The sequence below is a fragment of the Cobetia sp. UCD-24C genome (genome assembly GCF_001306765.1).
In the GTDB taxonomy this organism is placed as follows: domain Bacteria; phylum Pseudomonadota; class Gammaproteobacteria; order Pseudomonadales; family Halomonadaceae; genus Cobetia; species Cobetia amphilecti.
Map to the genome: position 1 here is coordinate 19,168 of NZ_LJTD01000004.1, position 25,128 is coordinate 44,295.

Sequence of the window (25,128 nt, forward strand, 5' to 3'; positions counted from 1 at the left end):
ATAATCACTGTTAGCTGAAAAAAGGAATCAGTAGTGGAAACCTACTCTGTGGATATTAAAAAAGACGATGAAGGCTATTTGGGTAGAGAGTGTCCCGAGTGCGAAAAGTACTTCAAGATAAAGCCGGGCACAGGTATCCCTGATTTCTCCGATTGCTATTGCCCCTATTGTCAACACTTGGGGCCGCAAGACCATTTTTGGACAAAACAGCAGATTGAGTATGCTCGATCGGTTGTTCTTAATAAGGTTTCTGGCGATCTTCTCAAAATGATGAAGAAGATGGAGACGAAACCAAAAAAGAATCAGCTAATCTCTATTGGCATAACCGTAAAGGGAAGGCCAACTCCCATTACCTACTATTCTGAAAAAGAACTTGAAGAAAAAATCGAATGTAAAAACTGTACCTTGCAGTATGCTACCTATGGTGCGTTCGGGTACTGTCCTGATTGTGCAGAGCACAACTCACAACAGATAGCCGAGGCAAATTTTGATCTGGTAATAAAAATACTTGATCTGGCTAAAGAAGCGCCATCAGATATAAAAAGCAAGCTGATTGAAAATGGGCTGGAGGACTGCATTTCAGCGTTTGATGGATTTTCACGAGAACGTTGTCGTGACCGATATCCTAAGCTGTCTTTTCAGAATATTTACGTGGCCAAGAAAAAACTCGATGAATCCGGAATTAATATTGCTGAAGGTCTCGATAGCACCGAGTGGGATTTCGTCGTAAAGCAGTTTCAAAAACGCCATCTTCTAGCGCATAAAATGGGTGTGGTTGATGAAGAATACATAAAGAAAACGGGCAGTCACCCAGAACAGTTGGGGAAGAAAGTTCTAATTACTGAAAATGATGTTATCTCATTGATAGGCCACCTTAAAGTAATTGTCTCGAATCTTTCGAAACATGTGCAGCGCAGCTAACAAAGCGTTGCACCGGACAAGCCGGTGAACGCGGCGTTAGTTGCTTGGAGTATAAATGGAAATATCAAAGAACAAACAGAAGAAAATTAGAGCGTTAGTGGAAAAGTGTAAATCCAAGCAAGAAGAATATCTCCCAGCACATCACGGTTCTGGAAGTTGGGCTACAACTTACTCTACCGAATTTATCAACAGCGCTTGCGAATTGTACATTTTATTCCAAGATCTTGAGCTTGGTGACTCTTTATATTTGCTTTCCATCAAATTTCGATCTGCGGGTATCAGTTCGTGTCGAGGGGCTGAGTTTCACATAGATCGAGTTGAGTATTTATATAAAACTCATCTTCGCCACCGAATTGAAGAAATGCGTGCAAAGTAAAAAAAGAAACCAGTTTACAATAAAATTCCTTGTCCATACTGCGCAAAAATGGTGGTTGATCTTACCCAGCATGTAAGTCAGTCGCATCCTGAGTCATGGAACCAATTTTTCGTTCAGAATAGCATAGACTTAAAAGGTAAAACTAGATGTTTCTCGTGTGGCTCATTCCTGAAAACAATTAAGGGACATAAAGAAAAATGCTTACGAACACTTGAGGTTTGCAACTAAACACAGCATTTAAGACGGTTTCCCAACGCTTGGCATTTTCGATTATCTTTGAATTTAATTTTTACGGCACAATGGTTTAGATTTAGTGGTAGCGTTACTCACCACCCAACGCGGCGTTAAATGCACAGGAAGATAAGCTTCATGGATCAAATAGATTTTCATGCCCTCGATGATACTCAGAAGAAATTTATGTTAGAGGTTGCTTTGGGTAACAAAGGAACATGTGTTTCAGTTTCTGGAGGTATGTGCGGAGAGATTTATGTCTTTGATCAAGGTGAAAATGTATTACCTAGGTATATATGTGCGAAAATACCGAAACCTCTTAAAAACTCTTCCGTTCAGGAAACGAATAAAAGATTTGTCAATGAGCTAAAGAATCAGCTTTCATATAACCACCAGATGTTTGTTCATTGGGTATTTGATTTCACTGAGGTTCATGGAAGCCCTGTGGCACTATTTCGTTATTGGGGAAGTGACCTTGATAAGATGATACGAAAGCCTGAACTTTCTAGCGTGATCGAAAAACTTTCAATAATGGTTTATGCTTGTAGTGGCTTGAGCCACTGCTATAAGAGCGGTCTAGTAGCACATCAAGATTTGAAACCTGCTAATATTTTTCTGAGGGATGTAAAAAACGAATTTCGTGATTTACCTGATCTAGATATCTATAACTTGGCTCTAATCGCTGATTTCGGTCTAGCTAATGCTTTTAAAGACTCATCTTTCTTCGGTGGCTCTCGGCCTTATATGGCTCCAGAACAGTGGAGTGAATCTGAGCTTTCACCTAAAACAGATGTATTTGCGCTGGGGGTCATTCTCTATGAGCTAATGAGTGGAGGTTTCCATCCGGTTGGCATAAAGCTCAACGATTATTGGCCTCGACCAGTTGAGGATTATAGTAAAAAGTGGACTAAAGCTGAGGTTTGGAAAAAATGGGCAAAGACCGCAAGTATAAATTTTGAAGGAGTATCTCCTGTAGAGCCTGAGATCCAATCTCTTGTTCTTGATATGATCTCAATTGACCCCTCTGATAGGCCATCTATTGAGGAGGTCAAGATAGCACTACTTGATATTGTTAAGCGTGAATCACAAGAAAGCTTTGTTCAGCTGGAATTTCTTGTCAATTACTTTGAAAAAAAGGCATCGACAGAACCATTAAAAAATAGATGGCCATATTTGTGGGAAAGATGGGGTCAGTTTCAAACAAAATTTGAAAGGTGTATTTAATAAGTTGCTGCATGCGGATAAATCACTCGCTACACTCGCAGTTTTCCGGTAAGCAAAGCGTTAATCAGAGATGACAAAAAAACAGCTTCTGATCGGTACCATGATTTTAAGTTATGGGCGTTATGTAGCCTGTAGTATGTTGTAGTAGCATACAACATACTACATTTGTTGAAAGGTGATTATCCCTTCAGCAATGAATAGGGAAAGTATAGCGGCTAAAGTTTCTTCTGCCTTTCTGGCTGAATCTTTCAACATAATTGGCACATGAAGTGGTTCTGGCTTTTTAAAACCCTATTGCCTGCGGTATCGGATCCCGCTCCGGATTCAAATGCACCATCTCCGGCAGATCGAGTTTTCGGATGTCACCTGACCATCGCTCCGGGTGACGCTGCTTCGCGGCCTCGAAGACCTCTCGGCGCTGCGTCAGAATGCCTTTGGCCTCGCCGTCATGACGCTGGCTCGGCGTGACGTAGCGAAGGGCGCTGTGCCGGTGCTCATGGTTGTACCACTCGGTAAATTGCTGAACCCAGTCCTGAGCCTCGGCCAGGGTGGCGAACCCGGCGACGGGGAAGCCCGGCCGGTACTTCAGCATCTTGAAGGCCGACTCGGCGAAGGTATTGTCGTTGCTGACTCGCGGTCGGCTGTACGAGGGAGTGATGCCCAGGTCATAGAGCTTTTCCAGGAAGGTCGCTGCCTTCATCGGGCTGCCGTTATCTGAATGCAGAATCAAGGGTTTATGACGATCTGTCAGGCGCTCTCGCCAGCAGGCTTTCTGGATCAACTCAGCGGCCAGCTCGGCAGTCTCTGTTTCATAGATCTCGTGCCCGACGATCTTGCGGCTGAAGACGTCCATGATCAGGTACAGATACCACCAAGTGCCGCGCGCGGGACCGGGCAGCCACGAAATGTCCCAGCACCAAAGCTGGTTCGGCGCCGTCGCCTGGTGAGTGGTCGGTGGGCGCTTACGCTGAGGGGCCTGCTGTCGGCCGCGGTGATGTTGCTGATCATATTCATGAAGCACTCGGTATATCGTCGACTCAGAGGCCAGATAGCGGCCCTTGTCAGCCTGATCGGCCACGATGAAGGCCGGAGGGCGGCTTCGGTACTCTGGAGCGTTGCACAACGCTACGATCGCTTTTCGCTCCTCGGGAGATAGCTTGTTGGCCGGTTCCGGGCGATCGGCGTCGGGGCGGCGGTCCGCCGTCACTTCGCCTTCTGCGACCCAGCGGTAGTCGGTCCGCACGTTGATACCCATCACCTGACAGGCCTTGGCCAGCCGAGCCCCGTCACGCTGGGCATCTTGCACCAGGGTCACGATGCGCTGGCGATCCGGGAGGCTGGTCAGTCGTCCTCGTCGTGGGTCGTGCCCCAGATCGCCTCGGCTTTTTTTGACAGGGTCAACAGGGCCGCCGTCTCGGCGAGGGCCTTGTTCTTGCGGTGCAGCTCGCGCTCCAACTTACGGAGCCGCTTTTGCTCCGCCTTGCGAGCCTGGCGTTGTTGCTTGGCCTGCGCTGCCACGTCGTCGTTGGCGTTCATGCAGGCATCCCGCCAGGCTTCCACCTGCTCGGGGTAGAGCCCACGCTCGCGGCAATAGGCGCTGAGTTCGGCCTCGTTCATCGGGGCCGTCTCCAGGACGATCTGGAACTTCTCTTGGCTGGTCCACTGGTCGGGCTGGGTGGAACGTGATGGCAAAACTTGTCCTCGCTCTCTGGCCTGTTTCCGCCAATTGTAGAGGGTTGTTGCAGTGATGCCTTCCTGTTTGGCCAATTCCGGGATGGTCATGCTCATAGGCGGCGCCATCTTCTTGAGGATGGCTTCCTTACGCTCTGTGGAATAACGCACGTTGATCACCTCTCAATCCGTTTAGGTGACAACTACGCTGGCAGATAGGGATGGTGAGAAAAGATGATCATGAAGGGTCTGGTTGTGGCCATGCTTGAAAGCGAGCCAGACCCTAATCAACTTATCTTCAAGTTTTAAAGTTACTCGATAGGGCGGACAAACTTCTCATCGTAGTCGCTCCAGGGCGGACTTATTAGTCGATTTTCCATGCTTGCTTCAAACGTCCCACGGTATGCTCCCATTTTGGCGTTGTAGGCTTACACACCGTGTTCTGATTGCCGAACAGGCCGACTTCGCTGAATGCCTGCGAGGCAGGAAATGAGGCGATCCAGCGGACTGGCACGAGATATTCCGCTGCCTCCTCGTCGTCTACATCGGTAGCCCGGTGGATCTGCGGATACTCGGTGGCCGTAGTGAGATCCTGGAGTCGCTGACATGCCTGATCGGTTTGCACCGTGAAATGGTCGCCTCGGCAACGCTCTCCGGTCACCTCGGCCACGCCTACATAGCCAGTCTTGGGGATGTTGACCCATACCCGGTCCCCCTCAGAGAGCATGGCGAGGGTCTTCGAATACCAGGCCGCACCACCGCCTGCAATGAAGCCGTAGCGTCGTGCCAGCTCCCAAGGGCGGTTATCGCCAAAGGAGGCGTAGAATTCGCCGTTCCAAGGCTCTTTACGTGCCTTGCGGGCGGCCGGCTGGGGTGGTTCGTCCGGGTCGATCATCCAGGCGCGGCTCAGGTAATGGTTGCCTTGGTCCTCGAAGGCGGCGAAGAACATGGCGTTAATCGAGAGCTGGGCATGCTCGTTGAGGTAATTGATGATCCGCTCGCTGCTGGCGTCGAGCTGGGTGGCCACGACGACCAGCTGGTGATTCTCGTTGAGGGTGACACTGTCCAGCGTGATGCCGAACTTGGCCTCGAAGGCGTCCTCGAGAGACGCGTGAGGGCGCTGATAGCGTTCGGCGAAGGCCTGGTAAATCTCAATCAGCTGGTAGTCGGCCAGGGTGACGACCCAGGAGGCATAGTCGATGGCCTGAGCCACCACGTCGCGGGGCGTCTTGTCGCGCTTGAGCTCGATGACGATGACCGTGCCGTTGGCGTCGATGGCCAGCAGGTCGATCAGCTTGTCGAAGCCGGTGCGTACCTGCCGACCGATTAGCAGCCAATCCCGGTTGAGGATCGAGACATCCTGCATGATCTGATCTTCCAGCTGCCCCTCGTCGGCGAGCCCAGTAGGCCGCAGCTTCTGCGGCAGCTCGCCCGTAGTACCTGCCAGCTTCCAGATTCCTTGCTCGATGGCCATCCAGGTGCCTCCTTGCGTTTGGTAGAGAAAAGCGTTGCCTCGCCCAGGGTGGTGCTCTATCATAGGTATCAACACGGCCCCCGCCTCTTGGCTCTCACGAGCTTACGCGGGGGTTCTTATTTGTGTTCTCAACCGCCTCACTCGGTCCACCAGCGCTCCCAGCCCGGTGGAGCCCCCATGTCCTCCAGCGATAGCCTCCGCCTGGAATTCGGCACCGGAAAACGTTCTAGATGTGCCTGTAGGCGTCGATGCCACTCGGTATTGGGGCAGACCACCAGGGTCATGTGCCGCACGATACTCAATAGCAGGAAGGGGCGGGCGAGGCGCTTTGCGTCTCTGAACTCATCGCGCCACGGTACCTCACCCTGCTTGGGCAGCATGGGCTGGTCGATGACGTTGCGATTCCAGAGTCGGCTGTGATGAGCGCAGACGTTACGCAGGTAGTTCAGCGACCTAAGCCAGGTCTGAAAGACCTCCCAGTCTTGCACGCCGTATTTATGCGCTATGTGGCTCTGGTCCGGCACCTTCATCATGGCAAACAGATGTGAGAGGGTGCCGAAGTCCCAAGTCTCGATAGCGACCCAGATCGGCAGTCGCGGCCCGTGCTTCTGCCGATAGTGCTTGACGAAGTCTTCTTTAGAGCGATCTTCTAGCCGTTTGGCATGCCCCTGCCAGCTTACAAAAGCTTCTATACGCTTCTTTCCGACAGGCTTTCGAGCAAAAGACTTGTGGAAAGTGCCTCGGTGAAGATGCGCGAAGGCGTCCCGCTCCCCCAGCCGATAGGCGATATCCACGCGCAGAGAGATCTCGATGCGCTCCAGGGCATCGGTCAGGCGAAGTCGAAGCTCCTTGTCGAAGAGATATAGCCGCACCGCGTCGACGAACTGGGTTTCAGGAACGAAGCTATCCGTTGCGTGGGTGATTGGCCGGTCATGTTGGTCATGACCTACCGCCTCGAAGACCCTGAAGGGGTACCAGTAGGCGCTTAGACGGTAGTAGCCGACGCGTTCCAGGTATTCCAAAGCGGCGCTTTCATCGCCGACCTCCATTCCGCGCTCCATGAGCAGGGCTAACTGCTCTTGAAACGACTTCCAAGGGCGATCGTAGGTCATCAGCTCAACGCCTGTTCCACTACCGTCTCGGCGAGCTGGGACCGGGTCTTGCCGCACTCGCTCAGGTGCGTTTTTAGCTGGTCGCAGAGGGCCATTAGCTCCTCGACTTTATCGACGATGCGGTGCTGTTCGTCGAGTGGGGGAAGGGGGAATACAATACGTTTAAGTTCCGTCGAGTTAATATTCTTCACACCGCTAGTAGTACGTATTGGTTGCTCGATTTGTTTTCGTACAGCAAGGCTGTCCATGGTGAGCTTTAAATATTTTGTATGGATATATCTTGTGAAGATTCTGGCTCTTACTAAGTAGCCTGCGTATGCATATCCATGCATTTCTTTGTCTATAATTGCGCAGCGGCCCACGATAGAGGAGCTTCCGTTGGAGCGGATAAATAGGAGGTCGCCAGGAGACAAAATAAAGTCATTTTGTTCCTGTTGAGACATTTCGGCAAATTTTAGGTCTTTTGTTGAAACTTGTCCTTCAGCAACGTTTGGTATTCGAAGAACGGCTGTGTTTTTGGGGTCGTAATAACATTTTTTTGATGTTCCGTACTTTAAGTCTTTGACTACGTCTGAGAAATGCACCCATTCCCACTCTTTGGGAATCCCAAAGGTTCTTTCCTCATCTTTAACAGGTGGAAGATTTTTAACCTTTTTGATTTTTCCTTCGGTGACTAGTCTATCGGTTTCCTCGGCGATCCTTTCCAGCAACACACGAGCTGGTTCGTCATTGGGATCCTGCTCTACCAGCCGCCCCATCACCGCCAGTTGAAGAATGGTCTGCTTGAGCTTGTCGATGCTGGCTTCGGTGGTGAAGAGGGTATCGAAATGCTCGGCCACGCGGGCCCAGTGCTCGGCCAGCTCGGCCGCATCTGTGGAGTGCGTGAGGGCATCGAGAAGGGTGTCGACCAGTACCTTATGAGCTTCCAGCTGGTCGCCGACCTGCTGCTCCAGGCGGTCGCAGATGGCCATTAGCTCGTCGACTTTTTTGACGATGCGATGCTGCTCACTCAAGGGAGGTAATGGAACTGCAAGCAGCTTTACTGAACCTGAGTTTAATTCAACTTGTTTAGTGCTTCCTGATACCAAGGAGTTTTCATGGTCAGGCTCTATTCTTTGCTGAACGCTGGGAGATGAAATGTAATTCAGGATATGACTTGGCTCGGCAACCAGTGGGCGAACGATTGTCACATGTGAATCGACAACAGTTGAGTGCTGCGACTCTTTAACTACAATGGCTCGGCCAACAGTACCTGTGCCTGTAGAGTTCCAGAGAATGTCGTTTTTTCGGATGTATCGCTCATCCTGATAGCCTTTCAGGCTGTTGTCATCGACGAAGCGCGCGGTGCTTAGATCCAATCCTGACCATTGGACGCATTTCTGAGAAATAACCCGTACCTTGCCTGATTCTGCGTATTTCGGGCCCTTTCCACGCTGGATATATTCACTGACGGCCTCCATGCGAGCCCAAGCCCACCCTTCTGGCAGCCCAAATGGTTTCTCTTCGTCCGCCACTTCCTTCAGATTCTTCGGCTTCTTGATCTTCCCTTCCTTGACCAGCCGGGTCTTTTCTTCGGCGATACGATCCAATAGCACGCTGGCGGGCTCTTCGCTCGGGTCCTGCTCCACCAACTTGCCGCGCACGGCGAGCTCCAGGATCAGCTCGCGCAGCTTCTTGATGCCAGTGAGCTCGATTTTCCCGTTCTTACCCGATGCACTACGCCCCGAGCCGCTCTTGTGCGTCACGGCACCGGTCCAGAGGTCGAGGTGGTCGGTGATCAACTGCTGAGCGCTCATGCCGGCTCCTCCGCTTGCTGCGGTTTGGTCTGGTCTTGCGGCTCATGACTGAGCGCATCGCCGAGCACGGTCTTCAGCTGATCACGCAGCTCCTGGATCTCGGCCTGCTGGCGAGCGTATTGCGCGAGCAGCTCGTCCGGGTCGTGGCTGACCTGCTCTTCCTGCCAGGGATTCTTGATGTCCAGGTTGTAGTTGCGTGCCTTGATCTCATCGATGCCGACCTTCCAGGCCTGCTCGGTTTCCTTGCGGCTGGCGAAGCCGTCGGCCTCATCGCCCCACCAGTCGATCTCGGTGGCGAACTCCTCGGCGCGCATGGGCTTGGTCTTGCTGTAGTTCTTGTAGCCCTCGGGGTAGGGGTGCTCGTAGTACCACACCTGTTCGGTGGGCTGCCCCTTGGTGAAGAACAGGAGGTTGGTCTTGATGCCGGTGTAGGGGTTGAACACGCCGTTGGGTAGGCGAACGATGGTGTGCAGGTTGCACTCGCTGAGCAGTTTTTCCTTGAGGCGCGTCTTCATGCCCTCGCCGAACAGGAAGCCGTCGGGCAGCACCACGGTGGCGCGGCCATCCTGCTTCAGCAGGCGAATGAACAGCGCCATGAACAGGTCGGCGGTCTCACGGGTGCGGAATTCCGCCGGGAAATTGTTCTCGATGCCGTCTTCCTCGGTGCCGCCGAACGGCGGGTTGGCGACGATCACATCGACCCGCTCCTTCGGGCCCCAGTCCCGGTAGGGACGGTTCAGGGTGTTGTCGTGGCGAATCTGGCTGGGGACCTCGATGCCATGCAGGATCATGTTGGTGGTAGCCAGCAGGTGTGGCAGCGGTTTCTTTTCCCAGCCGTAGATGCTGTGTTGCAGCGTCTGCTCGTCGGCGGGCGTCTGCACATAATGTTTACGCTTGTGCTCGATAGTGCAGGTGAGAAAGCCGCCGGTGCCGCAGGCCGGGTCCATCACGCTCTCGGCAAGCTTGGGATCGATGCGGTTGACCATGAACTCGGTCACGGCGCGCGGCGTGTAGAACTCACCGGCATTACCGGCGCTCTGCAGGTCCTTGAGGATCTGCTCGTACATGTCTCCGAAGGCGTGACGCTGCTGAGATGCGTTGAAGTCGATGCCTTCCTGAATGCGGTTGATCACCTGGCGCAGCAGATGGCCGGACTTCATGTAGTTGTAGGCATCCTCGAACACGCTGCGGATGACTGTGGCGCGGGCGTCGCCGCCGGCATCCAGCTGTTGCAGTCCGGGAAAGAGGGTGTTGTCGATGAAGCTCTTCAGGCCCTCGCCAGTCAGCCCCTCCGGGTCGGCGGCCCAGCTGCTCCAGCGCAATTGCTCGGGGATGGGGCTGACGTAGTCGTCGTAGTCCAGCTCCCATTCCTGTTCGCGGTCATCGTAGATCTTCAGAAACAGCATCCAGACCAGCTGGCCGATGCGCTGGGCGTCGCCGTCGACGCCGACGTCCTTGCGCATGATGTCCTGGATGCTCTTGATGGTAGTGCTGATGCTCATGGGGATCTCGTCTCGATAGCCGAAAGCGCGCCGGTGTGGCTGCCGGCGCGCAGAATGCGACGTATTGTACCTAGCTGTGTCAGCCGGCTGTAGCGGCGTCGTAGTAGAGCGTTTCCTCGAGGGCTCTCACGGCCTCGCGATAGCCGGCCTTGCCGCCGAAGGCCTTGGCGAGCTCCACGGGGGTACCGAGCCGGTCCAGCGGTGCCAGCTTCAATACCTTGGTGTCCTCGATGGTGGCCACGCCGTTGTCGGCGTACTTGTCGAGCAGGGCGTCCAGCACGGCGCGAGCCTGGCCTTCGTAGCGTGTGAAGTAGTCCGACTGGCGGGCCTTGGCCGCGCGCTGGCGACGGGTGAGCGCGGGCTGGCCGTAGACGATGTGCACGATGGCATCGAAGGGGTCCGGCGTATCGCCGATGGTCTTCTCGACCTCGCTGGTGAGGTCTTCCCAGAACACGCCTTGTTCGGCCAGCTCATCCAACACGGCCTGCTTGCGGTCGCTGGCCTCCCAGCGGCGCAGGAAGTCCTTCAGGGTGGCGTAGTGGGCGCGTACCGTCTTGCGGGTGTAGTCGGTCAGCTCTTCGGTGATCAGCTTGCCGTCCGGCCCCAGGTACTGCACGCGCCGGCCGATGACCGCCACGGTGACGTCATCGACGACGTATCGCTTGGGCGGCTCGCCGATGCCGCCGTCTTCGTCATCCACCCAGCCCCCTTCGGGGGGCAAGGCGGGATCGTTCGGCGACTCGTCGTCGGAGGATGCGCCGTCTTCGTCAGCGGCCGCGTTTCCATCGCCGCTGTCCTCGACTTCATCGTCGTCGTCCGGTAGTAGCGGGTCGCCTTCGCCAGGTACGTAGACCTTTTCTGGTTCGCCGTCGAAGGCGGGGTCGGCGAAAAGCTCCGTGGCCTTGCGGAAGTCCAGAATCGTGAACCAGAACTTATTGTGCTCTGCGTCAATCCGCGTGCCGCGTCCGATGATCTGCTTGAACTCGGTCATAGACTGGATGCGCTGGTCGAGCACGATCAGCTTGCAGGTCTTGGCGTCGACGCCGGTGGTCATCAGCTTGCTGGTGACGGCGATGACGGGATAGGGCTCTTCGGGGTCGATGAAGTGGTCGAGCTCGGCCTTTCCCTCGAGCTCGTCGCCGGTGATGCGCATCACATATTTGCGGTTCTTGGCCACGTGCTGGGGGTTGAGATTGACCAACGCCTGGCGCATCCGCTCGGCGTGGTCGATGTTCTCGCAAAAGACGATGGTCTTCTGCATTGGGTCGGTCTGGGTCAGGTAATCGGTGACGGTGCGCGCGACCAGCTCGGTGCGTTGCGTTAGTATCAGGTGACGGTCGAAGTCGCGCTGGTTGTATATGCGGTCCTCGATCACCTCGCCGTGGATGTCGGTCTGACCGTCGCTGGGGCGCCATCCTTGCAGGTCGCGGTCCAGGTCGACCCGAATCACCTTGTAGGGCGCCAGGTAGCCGTCGTCGATGCCCTGCTTGAGCGAGTAGGTGTAGATGGGCTCGCCGAAGTAGTGGATGTTGGAAACCTCGGTGGTCTCCTTGGGCGTCGCGGTCAGCCCGATATGGGTGGCCCCGCTGAAGTAGTCCAGGATGGCGCGCCAGGCAGAGTCTTCGGCGGCGCTGCCACGGTGGCATTCGTCGATGACGACCAGGTCGAAGAAGTCCGGACTGAACTGCTTGTAGATGTTCTTTTCTTCTTCGCTGCCGGTGACGGCCTGATACAGCGAGAGGTAGATCTCGTGCGACTTCTCGATCTGGCGCTTGGAGATCTTGGTCATGGCCGCGCCGAAGGGCTTGAAGTCGCCACTCTTGGTCTGGTCGACGAGTACGTTACGGTCGGCCAGAAACAGGATGCGCTGCTTGCGGCCGGCCTTCCACAGTCTCCAGATAAGCTGGAAAGCGGTATAGGTCTTGCCGGTGCCGGTGGCCATTACCAGCAGCAGGCGATCCTGCCCTTTGGCGATGGCCTCGACCGTGCGATTGACCGCGACCATCTGGTAGTAGCGGGGCGTGCGGCCACTGCCGTCGTCATAGAAAGGCTGCTCGACGACCGGGCGTGTCTCTTCACTCAGGCCTTTCCAGCGGCGGTAGCCGTGCCAGAGCGCATCGGGCCCGGGGAGCTTATCGAGCGCCAGTGTGGTCTCGGCCTGATCGAAGACCAGGCGGTGGGGGTCGCTGAACAGGAAGCCGCTGCCGTTGGAGCTAATGGCGAAGGGGACATCGAGCTTCTCCGCGTAGGCCTGGGCCTGCTGCATGCCATGGCCCAGGCTGTGGCTGGCGTCCTTGGCCTCGATGACGGCGATGGGCTGGTTCTTCTGGAAAGACAGCACGTAATCCGCCCGACGCGGGTGAGCCCGGTGGTGCATGCGGCCGCGTACCGTGATTCGGCCATCGCTAACCGGGTACTCCTCGCGAACCTGGGTGTGAATATCCCACCCCGCCTGCTGGATGGCGGGGGTGATGAACTTGGTGCAGATGTCCCGTTCGCTGAAAGCTTGCCTTGTCATAGCTGCTTCCCTGCTGCGTTTATAGATTACTTATCACTTTTTACGCTAGCTTACGTGAAGCTGAGCCGATACGCATGGGGGAAGCGAGGAGGGCCCGGCAAGCCCCACGGCCCAGAGAAGCAGCGTCTGGCCGAAATCATCGGCCGACTCCACGATGTCTACGGCATCGAGGCCAGCGACGACAACAAGCTGCTCTTCACCAACCGCATCGCCGACCGCATTGAACGCGACGAAGCGGTGACGGCCCAGGTGCGCAACCATAGCGAAGACTTGGTGATGCAAGGCCTCTTCCCGAAGAAGGTCTCCGACGCCGTACTCGACTCCGTGAGCGACCAAGAGAAACTCTGCATGCCGCTGCTGAGGAGACGTGGAAACGGGGAGGCATTTGCGCTGCTGATGCTTGGGTTTCTGGCGAGGAGGAGTGGACGAGATGAGTAGCCAAGGACTTGATTTTTCCATCTATTGAAGTGACCTCCTCCATAGCTGCACAGGCTATAGTGCAGCCATCAGGAGGACAGAATGAGCCGGTAGCATCGACTATTCAAAACAATAACTATGTCTCAATGCCCTAAGTAATCAGCGCTTAGGGCTATTTTGATTATTATATATTTAGTAGCTCTTTTCATGAAGTTTAAAAAAAGAATTAATCTTCAGCATCACTGAGTATGTATCGATGTCCTTTTTCAATACCAATACTTGGTTCAATCCTATATCTAAGTGAAAGGGTTCCAGTTAATGGGTCGTCCTCACTTTCCTCGAATGCAATGTTTACATAAATGCCTTCGTCGAACTCCGCTATTTCTAAAGATTCCATGTTTTCTTTTGGGGTGAGAAAACATTCAGGTGACCTTGAGAACGGGAGCCTGTAAGTCTCAATGCCATCAATGTGACAAATGTATGATTCTGGCATTCCACTCTCAATATTTATTTCATAGGGGAGTCTTTCGGATTTCGGAGTGTAATCCCACTTTGACGAATCAATTTTCTTAAAAACACTCCATGGCCCTATGAAAAGGATAGGGGTTTTTCCAGATTTTATTATTGATCTTCCCTCATTAACGGCATGTTCTATTACTTCGTTAGCTGATTTTGCTTCATGGTTTTTCCAGCTTGTTCCCATGATTAATTCTCGAAAGGTATCTAGCTGAGCTCTTTGCCTCATTACGTTGTTAAGCCACTCTTTCTCATTTATTGCTCTGTTCACCTCAAGGCCTCTCCCAACATTGGATTTATTAAAATTAGTTATATTGAAAGTCTTTAAGGTTACTTCTGAAGCTGAAGTGTGAAAAACTTTGTCGAACATGCTTAATGGAATAGGTCCTTTCTCTTTTGAAAAATTATTCTCGGAAGCGTAGGAGCTATAGCTACGAAGGATATCTTCATCTACATCAGACTCTATGATTGATCTGGTGGCACCTTCTTTTAAATCATTGATTAGGACGTCTACTGATTTTTCGAAATTTGACTTTCTTGATTTCATTTCCTTATGGTCTATATCAAATAGGTCTATAATTTTTTCTTCTATTTCTTCGGTTGTGCTTTTCAAGCTGCTTAAGCTGTTTATCAAGTTTTCTTTTTCTACTATGGAGCAGGAGTTGAGGAACGATTGCCAATCCCTACTGATTGAAAATTCCCTAGTGGAGAGCCCGATTCCATATGTTGTAAAAAAAACTGACAGATATTGGTCGCGCGTATTCCCATCGAAAGAATACACTCTGCCAGAAACCCAAGCAGGTTCTTGAATTCTTGCAAGATTTTCTATGTGCTTTTCCAGTCTTTCTTTATAATCATTTTGGGTGTTCCATGAACCATTTTGTCTAAGGTAAATCCCGATTAGTTCGCTGGCATTGTTTATTGAGTTAGTTGTATTGCTTATGTGCCCTGACGGCTTGATTCTTTTTGCTTCAGTTATGTAGCTCAAGAATTCTTTGAGAATATGGTTATCTATATATCCAGTTAGTGAGATGATGTAAGCCGCGGTTAGGCAGCGTATGTCAGTCCAATAATTCAGCAAAGAGATTGTTGCGGCTTCTATCTCGTTAAAGTTGTTTTTTCCGGCTATAAGTTCTTTAAGTTCTTCCGGTATGTCTTGCATTAGGTCGGGTGTGATAATTGCGCTATGCCACATGTAGTAGTTGGCTAGTTTGTGTATTTCTATGAATTTGTCCTCCCAGTATATTAGAGCATCAATGGCCCATTTTGCAGCCTCTATGTTTTTATGCTTTATAGAGGTTATTGCCATATGGCTGGTTCTTTCCAAATGGGTTATTTTATACCAATATTCACTGTCTGATATCGTTGCGTCATCTTTGCCAATTCGGTTTTTCCAGCTTTCCCAGCTTCCAGTAAAGTGTTTTATTGATCTGTCTTCATTGTTATCTTTGTGTGAGGAATTGCTGTCATTTCCACTAATCCACTCCATAAGTTTTACCCATATGAAATAGTGGCCTTCAATGTATTCTTGACCAATGTTTTTCGGCCTTGCAGAATTTTCAAAAGTGAATAGTCCAAGATAAAAATAACACCAGCTCTCATAATAGCTGTTGTCTTGTTGTATGCGGCTTGTAACCAATGATGAAACATTAGTTCCTTCCACTATAAAGGTGAAGAGAAAGTCCTTCCCGAAAAGCCTTGCTTCTGGTAGGAGTAACCAGTTGTCTGGTTTACCTTGTTCGTTGGTAAACTGGCATGATTTTTCTATTTCCTTTTGGAACTTTATTAGTTCATCTCTTGACTGCTGGAATTGGGCTATTGTTTTCTTTTAATGAATCTTCTAGTTGGCCAAATAAGGCTGAGACTATTTCCTCTACGCTGATTGATTTGCTGGGTTTTATTTTAGATGTTCGTATGGAAGATTTTATTAAGGCCTTGGAAAGTGGGTTTGCTTTAGAGAGGCTGGTCTCAGCGATTTTAATATCTGGATGTCCTTTGTCATTGATTTTGATAGAAAAACAGAGAGTGTGCTCATTGTTTTTATCTTCTGATATTCTTGTCTGAATGTTTAAGATTGATATGCTGAACCTTATAGGCATAAGTAAAATATTGCTGACAACCTGGTTGTCTGAAATTTTATTTATTTTCGTTGGTAGCTCTTCTAAAGTGTATGGCTTTACCTTAAGGGTGTTTTTTTTAGTGCTTTCACAAAGCTCTTTTAGTAGTGCGGAGTTTCCGTGGTGCTCCTCAAGCCTGTTTCTTATATCATTCTTCATCACTTCGTTTATGGAGTATTTGAGAACCATGTTCATTCGTTCTTCAGTGTGTAAAAATTGAATAGTCTTCCATAGAAACCATCCTGATAAAAATAAATTAAATAAAAACCAGCCGGTTAGTGCGTAAGATGCTGCCGAGATAGTATGGAGCTCTAGCCAAGGTGAAATGGCATTTGTTATAGTTGAGCTGAGTATTAAGGTTAAAGAGCTGAAACCGACGAGCATAAACCCTGAGCAATCTTTATAGATAGCCCACATTGCTTTGTTGGAAGACTTACCTTGTAGCAATATGCCAATAAAAGCTATTACCAGTGGAAAGATAAGGCCAACCAAAGTTGCCTGAGTTCCTAATAGTGTCCCCTGGATTTCAATGACTTTATCTAGGCTGTTTATAGGTTTTGGAAGAATCTCCTTCAGCTCATGATAGTTTTTAGAAATTAAAGATGTCGCTATGGCATACATTGTAGCTATTATGGCAGTAGCTTTAATGGTATTTTTGGCTCCCCATGTCACCAGCCTTTCTAGTGATGACCATTTGTTGTTTTTAAAATTTCTGTTTTTAAGTAACGTTTCTCTAATGTCCTTCTCGGCCCGATATTTAACGGAGTCTAGTGTTGCTTTAATTCTCCAAAGCATATTTTGTTCCCTGAGCTTGAGAGGAGAGAGTTTCACTTAAGGTTATATCTCTATATTGTATCGTGTCTATGCGTTTCACGTACTCGCACAGGTGCGAGGCCGTCGCGCCCAACGGCGATTGAGCAGCCGCGCTCTATACCGAGGATCTGCTCAGCTACGTGTGGGAGTGCTGGCAAGAGCGCTGGTAGAGGTACTGCAAGGCCAACTCGCAGGCGCCTGAGACTGTGGTTGTGCAGCAGGTCGTCCGCGAGCAGGAGCTAATCTGCTACCGGCTCACCAAGCGCGAGGAGAAGCGCCTGCGACTGGAAGAGGTCGAGGGCGATTCGGCCCCACCCCGGTCAGCGAGGTGGGCTCCGGCAAGCCCCACGATCCAGAGAAGCAGCGCCTGGCTGATCGAGCCAAGCTCCGACAATCGAGCATCAGGCCCCATACCTCTCTACCGTGCAGCCAAAGTCAATGGCAGCGTCCCACAACTGGCCGTGTGACAAATTCACTGCCGCACATTGTGACTGAAGGCCAGTATCATTGGTGGAAATGATAAAATTTATCCTTTTGAATCAATGCTATATATCCTGATTCAAAAAAGGAAGAGCATGAACATGTAAGTATGTTATTAATAGCGCTGTGTGACATAAGGCATGGGGAGGGAGCATGGATCCGATCACTGACTATCTTGAAACCAATGGGCCCTCGCTCACCAGCGAGGTCGCCCAATATCTGATCGACACCTACAGCCTCACTCCATCAGCAGCGCGTAAACGTGTCTCGCGGGCGGGTGGCGAGGTGCGGCGGCTGGCGGGGATCGTCTTCCCGCACAAGGCGCGTTTCCTCTATCTCCAACAACAATTCGGTTCTCCATGGTATTGGGAGAGCTTGGCTCAAGCATTAATCGAGTCCAACTCAGCATATGGCTATGCCATTGCTGCCCTTAGGCAGCGTGGCGGTATTGTGCCAGCCAAACAGTTCCCCACCATCTGCGGTGCGCCGCTTCGCCAGCAACGCCAACTCTCGCCTGACACGATCTTCGAGCGGCTATCCGATGCCAAGCTGCTGACCAAGGTCACACTCTCGGGTGTCGGGGAGTGCATTGCTTTGATCCAGGAGGAGGGGCACTACGAAACCCAAGCCGACCTCCTGCGTGCGGAGCTCCTCACCGAAGATATCCTACTCACTGCCGTCAAGGATTGGCTGCGCAGGCTCGGCATTGCGAGCTTCGGTCAGGTGGCGCTGCGTGGCGGCGAAAAAACACCTCAGGTTGGGACCTTCGCTTGGGACCTGTCCGCTCCCTGCTATCTCGGCCACATGGTTCGCAAAGGCCCAGATGGTAAGGCAAAGCCCGGTTTTGTCGCCTGTGACGTCTTCCTGGGCAAGGACATGACCGGGGCTGGTGTTGCACCTTTTATCCGTAAATGTTTGACCTTGCGCGGCCTTCCTAAGATTGGGCCATGCATGCAAATTCTCGTCGCCAACCGTTTCGATCATGATGCCTTCCTATTACTCAAGCGCCACGGGATTATTCCCGCAACGCCAAAGACACTGTTCGGCGAGGAGGTGGCCGAAGCGCTAACCCAGCTCACTTCGGTGCTGATCAATGCTGCGCACGCGATCATCGATCCCGGCCAGTTCGATGACCTGTTTAGGAAGCTCAGCAAAATCGAAGGCGCTGCTAACCAGCTTCGCGGCACTCTGTTCGAGTATATTGCCGCAGAGGTCGCCCGTCAGAAACTCGCGACTGAAGTCAGTATGAACCGCATCTTCAAGGTGCCTGGCAGTGAGGCCGAAGCGGATATCGTTGCTGTGACACCGCACCATGGTATTACTCTTGTTGAGTGCAAGGGTTATAGCCCTAGGGCAACTATCCCGGACAAGCTGTTCAAACGCTGGCTTGAGCACAATGTTCCGACCTGCTATGCCGCGATCAAACAGCATCCGGACTGGAAGGGGCTGCCAATTTCCTTCGAGTTTTGGACAACCGCGCCGCTAACCGATGAGTCAATGGCGTTGTTCACTAAAGCCAAGTCGAGTATCCGGCCGAGCCGCTATACGATTGACTTGAAACTAGGGCCAGATCTACTCGGGACTATAAAGAAGACCCGTAATCCGAGCCTGATTACCGCATTCGAGAAGCATTTCGTCAAAATCGAACGTGAGCCAGAGGTTTTTCCGGAGAACATCGATCTCGATATGTTTCCCTCTTGACGCCTTCCTCTGTCGCTGAATATCTCTTCACGTTACGGCATGGCTGGTATCGGTGGACGACGCGACCCCAGCTACCGGCCGCGCCCGGCTGGCGATGGTGGCATGCACCTGATGATGCCGGACGCCTAGCTGCTATCGCCTACGCATCTTGCCTCAAAGGAGCAGAGCGATGCGTGACAAGAGCAACTCAGCGGTACACCACCGGTACACACACCAGCTTCCTATGCTATCATCAACTTTCGCTAAGCTACTGATTCCAAAGAACTGTACCTTTCGCTCGATTACGGTTGCTTTTCCTTGTGTGTCAGTAACTTATTTTTTTAAAAGCGAACTCATAATCCCCTGGTCTGATCCTGAAGGTTTCAGCCGACCAGTATCCTCCAGTCTTATTTTTCACCCCCAGCCAAGCCCCCGTACTTCCCCTTGAAATACAACAATGGCCGCGTCGTCCCTGCAACATCCAAGTTCAGTCCCTTCACTTCCCCGATCACGATCAGGTGATCACCTGCAGGGTGCTCTGCGTGAATCTTGCAGTCGAGCCAGTGCAGGCTGTCATTGATCACCGGGTTGCCGAGGGGGGAGAGCTGCCAGTCGATACCTTGCCATTTGTCTGCGCCACGCATGGCGAACTGGTTGGAGACATGGCTTTGCTCGCTGGAGAGAATGTTGACGGCGAAACGCTCTGCCTGGCGAATCTTCGGGTAGCTGAAAGAGCTTGCCTTGACGCTGAAGGAGACCAGCGGCGGATTCATTGAGACGCTATAGAACGACTGGCAGGTGAAGCCGATCGGTTCGTCGTTGACTTGGGTAGTGATGATGGTGATGCCGGAGGCGAAGTGACCGAGGGCTTCACGGAAACTGGCGGGGTCGATGGTGGTATTAGTGTTGGTGTCAGCTTTGGTGGCGGTATCGGAGAGTGACATGGCAAGTCCTGGAAGATTGGGGAGATGGTAATTGTCAGCCGTGGGGGAGGGGCTGCAACGATGGCGCTGGACTGGGTGCTGAGTGACAAGAGTGAGAGTGATGAAAAAATGGCCGTCGTGAATCCTTCACGATGGCCATTTTTGTTTGCGGCGGTGTCAGCCACTACTGCTTTCACTCTCGAGCACTATCGTCAAGCTAACTCGGTTCGGAACTAGCCTGGCACTGTCTGTCAGTGCTGTGCCTTGGCCCGCGCTGTACCTTGGCCAGTTCAGTGTTTCGCCCAGCGATCAGCGCTGCGCTTCGAGTTCCTTGCGCACGATGGCGGCACCAGCGCTGAGAGCCTGCAGCTTGCCGCGGGCGACTTCACGCGACAGCGGTGCCATGCCGCAGTTGGTGCAGGGGTAGAGCTTGTCGGCATCCACGAATTGCAGCGCCTTGCGCAGGGTCTCGGCGACCTCTTCCGGCGTCTCGATGGTGTTGTTGGCGACATCGATGGCACCAACCATTACCTTCTTGCCACGGATCAGCTCGATCAGCTCCATCGGCACGTGGGAGTTGTGGCATTCCAGCGAGACGATATCGATGTTGGATTGCTGAAGCTTCGGAAAGGCCTCTTCGTACTGACGCCACTCGGAGCCCAGGGTGTTCTTCCAGTCAGTGTTGGCCTTGATGCCGTAGCCGTAACAGATGTGGATGGCGGTCTCGCACTTGAGGCCTTCGATTGCGCGCTCCAGCGTGGCGATGCCCCATTCATTCACTTCATCGAAGAACACGTTGAAGGCCGGTTCATCGAACTGGATGATGTCGACGCCTGCCGCTTCGAGTTCCTTGGCTTCCTCGTTGAGGATCTTGGCGAATTCCCATGCCAGCTTCTCGCGGCTCTTGTAATGGCCATCGAATAGGGTATCGACCATGGTCATCGGGCCAGGCAGTGCCCACTTGATCGGCTGATCGGTCTGCGAGCGCAGGAACTTGGCATCTTCGACGAACACCGGCTTCTGGCGAGAGACCGGACCGACCACGGATGGCACGCTGGCCTCGTAGCGATCCCGGATCTTGACGGTTTCGCGCTTCTCGAAATCCACGCCATTCAGGTGCTCGATGAAGGTGGTGACGAAATGCTGACGCGATTGCTCGCCATCGCTGACGATATCGATCCCGGCGTGCTGCTGCTCCTGCAGGGAGACGCGCAGGGCATCTTGCTTGCCCGCGATCAGTGCCTCACCTTCGAGCTTCCAGGGAGACCAGAGGACCTCCGGTTCGGCGAGCCAGGACGGTTTCGGCAGACTGCCAGCGGTAGAGGTCGGGAGTAATCTCGTCATGATGAATAACCTTGTCCTTGGAATGGTTCAGATAGCGAATGTCGTTCGTCGATCAGCGCGCGCTGTTTGCGGATCAGTGAGCTGACCAATGATGAATTTATTGGTTGGCGGACCAGTTGGCGGACCACTGCTCGAGCAGGTTCTGGTAAGGCTTGATGAAGCTTTCTTCCACGAACTTGCCCTGCTCGATGGCGAGCTGGCTGCGCTCTTCGCGGTCGTACACGATGCGCGTCAGTGAGTGGTCCTGCTGCTTCAGGCTCGCCTGATAGGATTTGCCGGCCACGGAATTGGCGTTGTAGACCTCAGGACGATAGATCTTCTGGAAGGTGTCCATGGTGCTGATGGTGCTGATCAGTTCCAGATTGCTGTAATCGTTGAACAGGTCGCCGGTGTGGTAGAAGGCCAGCGGCGCAACACTGCCCGGCGGCATGAAGTAACGCACCTTCAGGCCCATCTTGCTGAAGTACGCATCGGTCAGGGAGTCATCGTCCTGGCGATATTCCACCCCGAGGATCGGGTGCACGTTCTCGGTCTGCTGGTAGGTCTTGGTGGTCGAGACGCTGATGCAGATGATCGGCGGCTTCTTGAAGCATTCCTTGTAGGCAGCAGAACCCACGAAGGCCTGGAACAGGTTGCCGTGCAGCTCGCCGAACTGCTCCGGCACACTGAAGGAGTCCTTGCCCTTGTTGTGCTCCAGCAGACGCACGCTGAAATCATAATCGCGCACGTAGGACGAGAAGTTGTTGCCGGTCACGCCCTCAATGCGCTGATTCGTCTGGTGGTCGACGATGGTGGTCTGCAGGATCTCGATGATCGGCAGGGTGTTGTCGGAACGCGCGGCATCAAGATTCAGCTCGACGGAGATGATGTCCAGCTCGACGGAGTAACGATCGCCCTTGGGATTGTCCCAGTTGGCTAGTGCATTGAACCGGTTGTTGATCATGTTCAGCGTGCTGCGCAGGTTCTGCTGACGGCTCTCACCACGCGCCAGGTTGGCGAAGTTGGTGGTCAGGCGTGTGTTTTCCGCCGGAACGTAGTTCTCGTCGAAGCGCAGACTGTTGATGCTGAAACCGAATTCGTTGCTCATGGCGTTCACCCTGATCCTGAGAGAGAAAATTCACTGTGTCGTCGACATCTTCCCGTGATCTTTCAGGCGTCTCGTGAGCGGGGTGCTCTCTGTGAGAATGCATCCATGCCGGGAGAGGCACGCTGCTCGCCATCACGTTCCGTGTGAAGGCTCTGGCGGCGGTGAAGTGCAGCGCCATGGGAAGTCTTCATCAACGATCTGATGCAGGTGAGTATCCATTTCCCAGCTCCATGAGACAAACTGGATTTTTTAATGTTCAAGTTGAGCGAAATTCATGATGAGGGCGGGCGTCATTCCTGATGCTGTGAAAGCAGGCGAAACGAGCGGGGAGTGGCGTGCTCAACAAGGGCGCAATGTGAGCCGTAGGGAAGCTGAAGCGAGTAGAGGATCAAGGAGGAAGGAGGAAGGAGAGGACAGCATACGGGCTGGCCCGAACATCTACTCGGGTCGGCTTGCGTGGCAACCCCCTACAACTTCAGAGCACGACATGCTCATGCACTCTTCATGCTCTTCACACTCGGCCATGAAGATGCAGATGGTTCATGAGGCGAGCGGCTGATGATTAGGGGCCACCAGGCCGTGGCGGCGCATGCGGCGGTAGATAGTGGGTCGCGAGACGCCGAGTTGGCGGGCGACCTGGCTGATGTTCCAGTCCGTGTGGCGCAACAGTTCGAGCAGTTTGTTGGCGTCCGCATCAGCCCCTGCATCAGCCCCAGCAGACGCGGGCGCTGGAGAGGACGGGTTCGAGGAAGCGCTGGATGCGAAGGGGGAGGCAGCGGCAAGCGGACTGGCAGACCCGCGGGCGCTGCCGGTGTGGGTCTGGCAGACCTCCGGCAGGTCATGCAGGGTGATTTCATCGCCTTCCGCGGTGGCCATCGCGAAGGCAATCGCATTGCGCAGTTGGCGTATGTTGCCCGGCCAGTGATGACTCAGCAGCGCACTGATGGCATCGGCGCGCAGGTGGAGTGACTGGTCGCGTTCGGCTTGCAGCTCCGCATGCAGCTTGCGAATGAGGTAGTGGCGGTCGGCGCGCTCACGCAGTGCGGGCAGCAGGAGTTCGGCGCCGTTGAGTCGGTAGTAGAGGTCTTCGCGGAATTGCCCGCTGGCGATCAGCTCCGTGACATCACGATGGGTGGCAGTGATGACGCGAATATCCACCTTGATGGGCGTCTCGGCCCCCAGAGGTGACACCTCCCGCTCTGCGAGTACGCGCAACAGGCGTGATTGGAGCGGCAACGGCATATCGCCGATCTCATCCAGAAACAGCGTGCCACCGTCGGCTTGTTGGATCAGGCCGCGCATGCCCTTAGGTCTTCCTCCCGTGAAGGCGCCCGGCAGATAGCCGAAGAGCTCACTTTCAATCAGCGATTCCGGAATGGCGGCACAGTTCACCGCCACGAAGGGCGCCTTGGCTCGTGGCCCGCTGTCATGCAGCGCCCGCGCCAACACTTCCTTGCCGGTCCCCGTCTCGCCACGAATCAGGATGCTTACGTTCTCATGGCGCATGCGGCGCGCCAGCTTGAGCAGCCGGTGCATGGAAGGGTCATCTCCCGCGAGTTGGTCCAGCTCGGGCACCGGGTCATCCTGCTGGCTGACAGTGGGGAGGGCCTTCACCGGATAGCCGCGCGGCTCGATCAGGGTCACGAAGACGGTGGCATCGTCCGCCCGCAGGCGGAATGCACGAATCTGATCCCGGTTGGCGTGCGGAATACTCAGCAGCTCATTGAGCTCTCCATCGAACAGTTGCGTGACGGCGGGCAGGGTGGAGACCGTCCACGGAGGCCAGCGCTCCAGATGTGCATCGATCAGGCGTCGGCCTTCGTGGTTGGCGGCGACCACCTTGCCATCTTCCTGAATGGCAAACAGGCCACGACCATTCAGGTGCACGAATTCCCGCGCGGTGTCGAAGCGCAGGATCAGGCAATCCCGATAGCGATGCAGGAAGTAGGCGTCCTCGATCATGCGGGCATGCAGGGTGACCAGGGAGAGCGCAAAGGTCTGGCTCTCCTGCGGGCGGGGCGACTTCAGCGCCGAGATGTCGAGGGAGGCGATTACACGGCCCTGGGGATCGGTGATGGGGGCCGCCGTACAGGTCAGGTCGATGTGGGTAGCATCGAAGTGCTCACGCTGGTGGCAGGTGACGGCTGCGCCATCGTGCAGACAGGTGCCCGCCGCCGAGGTGCCGGCATAGCGCTCGTTCCAATCCGACCCAAGATAGAGGCCCGCACGCCGCAGCTCACTCAATTGATCACGTTGGCCCCGGAAATCCACCGCGATACCGCGTTGATCGGTGAGGATCAGCGCATAGCCATGTTGTGCGATCTGACTATAGAGCCGCTCCACCCCGGCACGTGCCACATGCAGCAGCTCATCCGCCGATTCTTGGTGATCGCGCAGTGCCTGCTGAGTAAGAACACGGACCGGGCGAGGGCGGCTAGGGTCCAGCTGATATTCCTCCAGACAGCGCTGCCAGGAACGACGGATGACATCGCGCTGCGTCTCAGGGAAGACGTCGCGGCCTTCGCCCAGTTGCATCAGGGTCTGGATATGCTGCCGCTTGTCGGGCTGCATTGTTTCAAGTTGGCGGATCATGGCTGCCTCGGCGCTGGCCGTCTCGGGACGGCTCTTTTGATAGTGGCTATGGCTCTTGTGCAAGTGGCGATGGCTCTTGTGAAAGTGGCGGTGGCAATCGCGGTTGTTACAACAGCGGCCATAGCGAAAGCGGCGTGTGCTCCTTCAAGCGTATGCGGTGTGACGGGAGCGTCAATCATCCTGTCCTGCATCCTTGGTCGGGGCGTTACAGGTGTAACGCCCCGTGTCAGGCGTACGGCGTACAGTTGTCACAAGGAAGGTGGGGAGCCCAGCGAGGCGAGGAGGGTGGTGATTCGGTAGTGGCGAATTTTTGTCATTCACGACAAGTGCTTAC

General features: G+C 53.7%; 16 protein-coding genes. 4 read left to right on the forward strand and 12 right to left on the reverse strand.

Annotated features, from left to right (window positions below):
- The first annotated feature begins 33 nt into the window (after positions 1 to 33).
- Positions 34 to 921, forward strand: a complete 888-nt coding sequence (locus tag AOG28_RS06645) for a hypothetical protein (protein WP_054555775.1) — start codon at positions 34 to 36, stop codon at positions 919 to 921.
- A 745-nt stretch (positions 922 to 1,666) separates the two neighbouring features.
- Positions 1,667 to 2,752, forward strand: a complete 1,086-nt coding sequence (locus tag AOG28_RS17665; protein WP_082388424.1) for a protein kinase domain-containing protein — start codon at positions 1,667 to 1,669, stop codon at positions 2,750 to 2,752.
- A 283-nt stretch (positions 2,753 to 3,035) separates the two neighbouring features.
- On the opposite strand, the gene AOG28_RS06650 is transcribed toward AOG28_RS17665, so the two are convergent.
- The 6 genes from AOG28_RS06650 to hsdR all read right to left on the reverse strand — a co-directional run bounded on the left by AOG28_RS06650 (position 3,036) and on the right by hsdR (position 12,825).
- A protein-coding gene (locus tag AOG28_RS06650) for an IS3 family transposase (RefSeq protein ID WP_235507001.1) occupies positions 3,036 to 4,552 on the reverse strand; the annotation gives its coding sequence in 2 pieces (ribosomal slippage) (positions 3,036 to 4,115 and positions 4,118 to 4,552; 1,515 coding nt in all).
- A gap of 235 nt (positions 4,553 to 4,787) precedes the next feature.
- A complete protein-coding gene (locus tag AOG28_RS06660; protein ID WP_054555777.1) occupies positions 4,788 to 5,897 on the reverse strand; it encodes an endonuclease NucS in 1,110 nt (369 codons plus the stop codon).
- A 137-nt stretch (positions 5,898 to 6,034) separates the two neighbouring features.
- The gene (locus AOG28_RS06665) at positions 6,035 to 7,009 is read right to left on the reverse strand and encodes an Abi family protein (protein WP_054555778.1); all 975 of its coding nucleotides are present in this window, start codon (positions 7,007 to 7,009) and stop codon (positions 6,035 to 6,037) included.
- Positions 7,009 to 8,805, reverse strand: a complete 1,797-nt coding sequence (locus AOG28_RS06670; protein WP_054555779.1) for a restriction endonuclease subunit S — start codon at positions 8,803 to 8,805, stop codon at positions 7,009 to 7,011. The genes AOG28_RS06665 and AOG28_RS06670 overlap by 1 nt, the downstream gene beginning before the upstream one ends.
- Entirely contained in the window at positions 8,802 to 10,307 is a 1,506-nt protein-coding gene (locus tag AOG28_RS06675) for a type I restriction-modification system subunit M (protein ID WP_054555780.1), read from the reverse strand. The genes AOG28_RS06670 and AOG28_RS06675 overlap by 4 nt, the downstream gene beginning before the upstream one ends.
- Before the next feature lie 79 nt (positions 10,308 to 10,386).
- Positions 10,387 to 12,825 carry an EcoAI/FtnUII family type I restriction enzme subunit R gene (hsdR, locus tag AOG28_RS06680; protein WP_054555781.1) on the reverse strand — a complete coding sequence of 813 codons (2,439 nt, stop codon included), beginning with the start codon at positions 12,823 to 12,825 and terminating at the stop codon, positions 10,387 to 10,389.
- Positions 12,826 to 12,879: 54 nt separating this feature from the next.
- Between hsdR and AOG28_RS06685 the strand changes: the two genes are divergently transcribed.
- Entirely contained in the window at positions 12,880 to 13,263 is a 384-nt protein-coding gene (locus AOG28_RS06685) for a hypothetical protein (protein WP_054555782.1), read from the forward strand.
- A gap of 205 nt (positions 13,264 to 13,468) precedes the next feature.
- Here AOG28_RS06685 and AOG28_RS18135 read toward each other — a convergent pair whose 3' ends face one another.
- Both AOG28_RS18135 and AOG28_RS18140 read right to left on the reverse strand, forming a co-directional pair.
- The gene (locus AOG28_RS18135) at positions 13,469 to 15,421 is read right to left on the reverse strand and encodes a hypothetical protein (protein WP_152965351.1); all 1,953 of its coding nucleotides are present in this window, start codon (positions 15,419 to 15,421) and stop codon (positions 13,469 to 13,471) included.
- Between the two features lie 127 nt (positions 15,422 to 15,548).
- On the reverse strand, positions 15,549 to 16,706 hold the full coding sequence (locus AOG28_RS18140) for a hypothetical protein (RefSeq protein WP_152965352.1): 1,158 nt from the start codon (positions 16,704 to 16,706) through the stop codon (positions 15,549 to 15,551).
- Positions 16,707 to 17,321: 615 nt separating this feature from the next.
- Between AOG28_RS18140 and AOG28_RS06690 the strand changes: the two genes are divergently transcribed.
- Complete coding sequence (locus AOG28_RS06690; protein ID WP_054555783.1) at positions 17,322 to 18,869, forward strand: nuclease-related domain-containing protein; 1,548 nt, start codon at positions 17,322 to 17,324, stop codon at positions 18,867 to 18,869.
- A 386-nt stretch (positions 18,870 to 19,255) separates the two neighbouring features.
- Here AOG28_RS06690 and AOG28_RS06695 read toward each other — a convergent pair whose 3' ends face one another.
- The 4 genes from AOG28_RS06695 to AOG28_RS06710 form a co-directional block, all read right to left on the reverse strand.
- On the reverse strand, positions 19,256 to 19,792 hold the full coding sequence (locus AOG28_RS06695; protein ID WP_054555784.1) for a flavin reductase family protein: 537 nt from the start codon (positions 19,790 to 19,792) through the stop codon (positions 19,256 to 19,258).
- 288 nt (positions 19,793 to 20,080) lie between these two features.
- Positions 20,081 to 21,115, reverse strand: a complete 1,035-nt coding sequence (locus AOG28_RS06700; protein ID WP_054555785.1) for a methionine synthase — start codon at positions 21,113 to 21,115, stop codon at positions 20,081 to 20,083.
- A gap of 97 nt (positions 21,116 to 21,212) precedes the next feature.
- Positions 21,213 to 22,202: a DUF1852 domain-containing protein gene (locus AOG28_RS06705; RefSeq protein WP_054555786.1), complete on the reverse strand. Its 990-nt coding sequence runs from the start codon at positions 22,200 to 22,202 to the stop codon at positions 21,213 to 21,215.
- 540 nt (positions 22,203 to 22,742) lie between these two features.
- Positions 22,743 to 24,794 (reverse strand): sigma-54-dependent Fis family transcriptional regulator, encoded by a 2,052-nt coding sequence (locus AOG28_RS06710; protein ID WP_054556093.1) that lies wholly within the window; start codon positions 24,792 to 24,794, stop codon positions 22,743 to 22,745.
- Positions 24,795 to 25,128: the final 334 nt, after the last annotated feature.

What these genes read in the sequence shown, in the direction of transcription:
- AOG28_RS17665 (WP_082388424.1), top strand. Translation starts at nt 1,667, where the DNA reads ATGGATCAAATAGATTTTCATGCCCTCGATGATACTCAGAAGAAATTT.
- AOG28_RS06660 (WP_054555777.1), bottom strand. Translation starts at nt 5,897, where the DNA reads ATGGCCATCGAGCAAGGAATCTGGAAGCTGGCAGGTACTACGGGCGAG.
- AOG28_RS06665 (WP_054555778.1), bottom strand. Translation starts at nt 7,009, where the DNA reads ATGACCTACGATCGCCCTTGGAAGTCGTTTCAAGAGCAGTTAGCCCTG.
- AOG28_RS06690 (WP_054555783.1), top strand. Translation starts at nt 17,322, where the DNA reads ATGGATCCGATCACTGACTATCTTGAAACCAATGGGCCCTCGCTCACC.
- hsdR (WP_054555781.1), bottom strand. Translation starts at nt 12,825, where the DNA reads ATGACAAGGCAAGCTTTCAGCGAACGGGACATCTGCACCAAGTTCATC.
- AOG28_RS06675 (WP_054555780.1), bottom strand. Translation starts at nt 10,307, where the DNA reads ATGAGCATCAGCACTACCATCAAGAGCATCCAGGACATCATGCGCAAG.
- AOG28_RS06700 (WP_054555785.1), bottom strand. Translation starts at nt 21,115, where the DNA reads ATGACGAGATTACTCCCGACCTCTACCGCTGGCAGTCTGCCGAAACCG.
- AOG28_RS06705 (WP_054555786.1), bottom strand. Translation starts at nt 22,202, where the DNA reads ATGAGCAACGAATTCGGTTTCAGCATCAACAGTCTGCGCTTCGACGAG.
- AOG28_RS06670 (WP_054555779.1), bottom strand. Translation starts at nt 8,805, where the DNA reads ATGAGCGCTCAGCAGTTGATCACCGACCACCTCGACCTCTGGACCGGT.
- AOG28_RS06695 (WP_054555784.1), bottom strand. Translation starts at nt 19,792, where the DNA reads ATGTCACTCTCCGATACCGCCACCAAAGCTGACACCAACACTAATACC.
- AOG28_RS06710 (WP_054556093.1), bottom strand. Translation starts at nt 24,794, where the DNA reads ATGATCCGCCAACTTGAAACAATGCAGCCCGACAAGCGGCAGCATATC.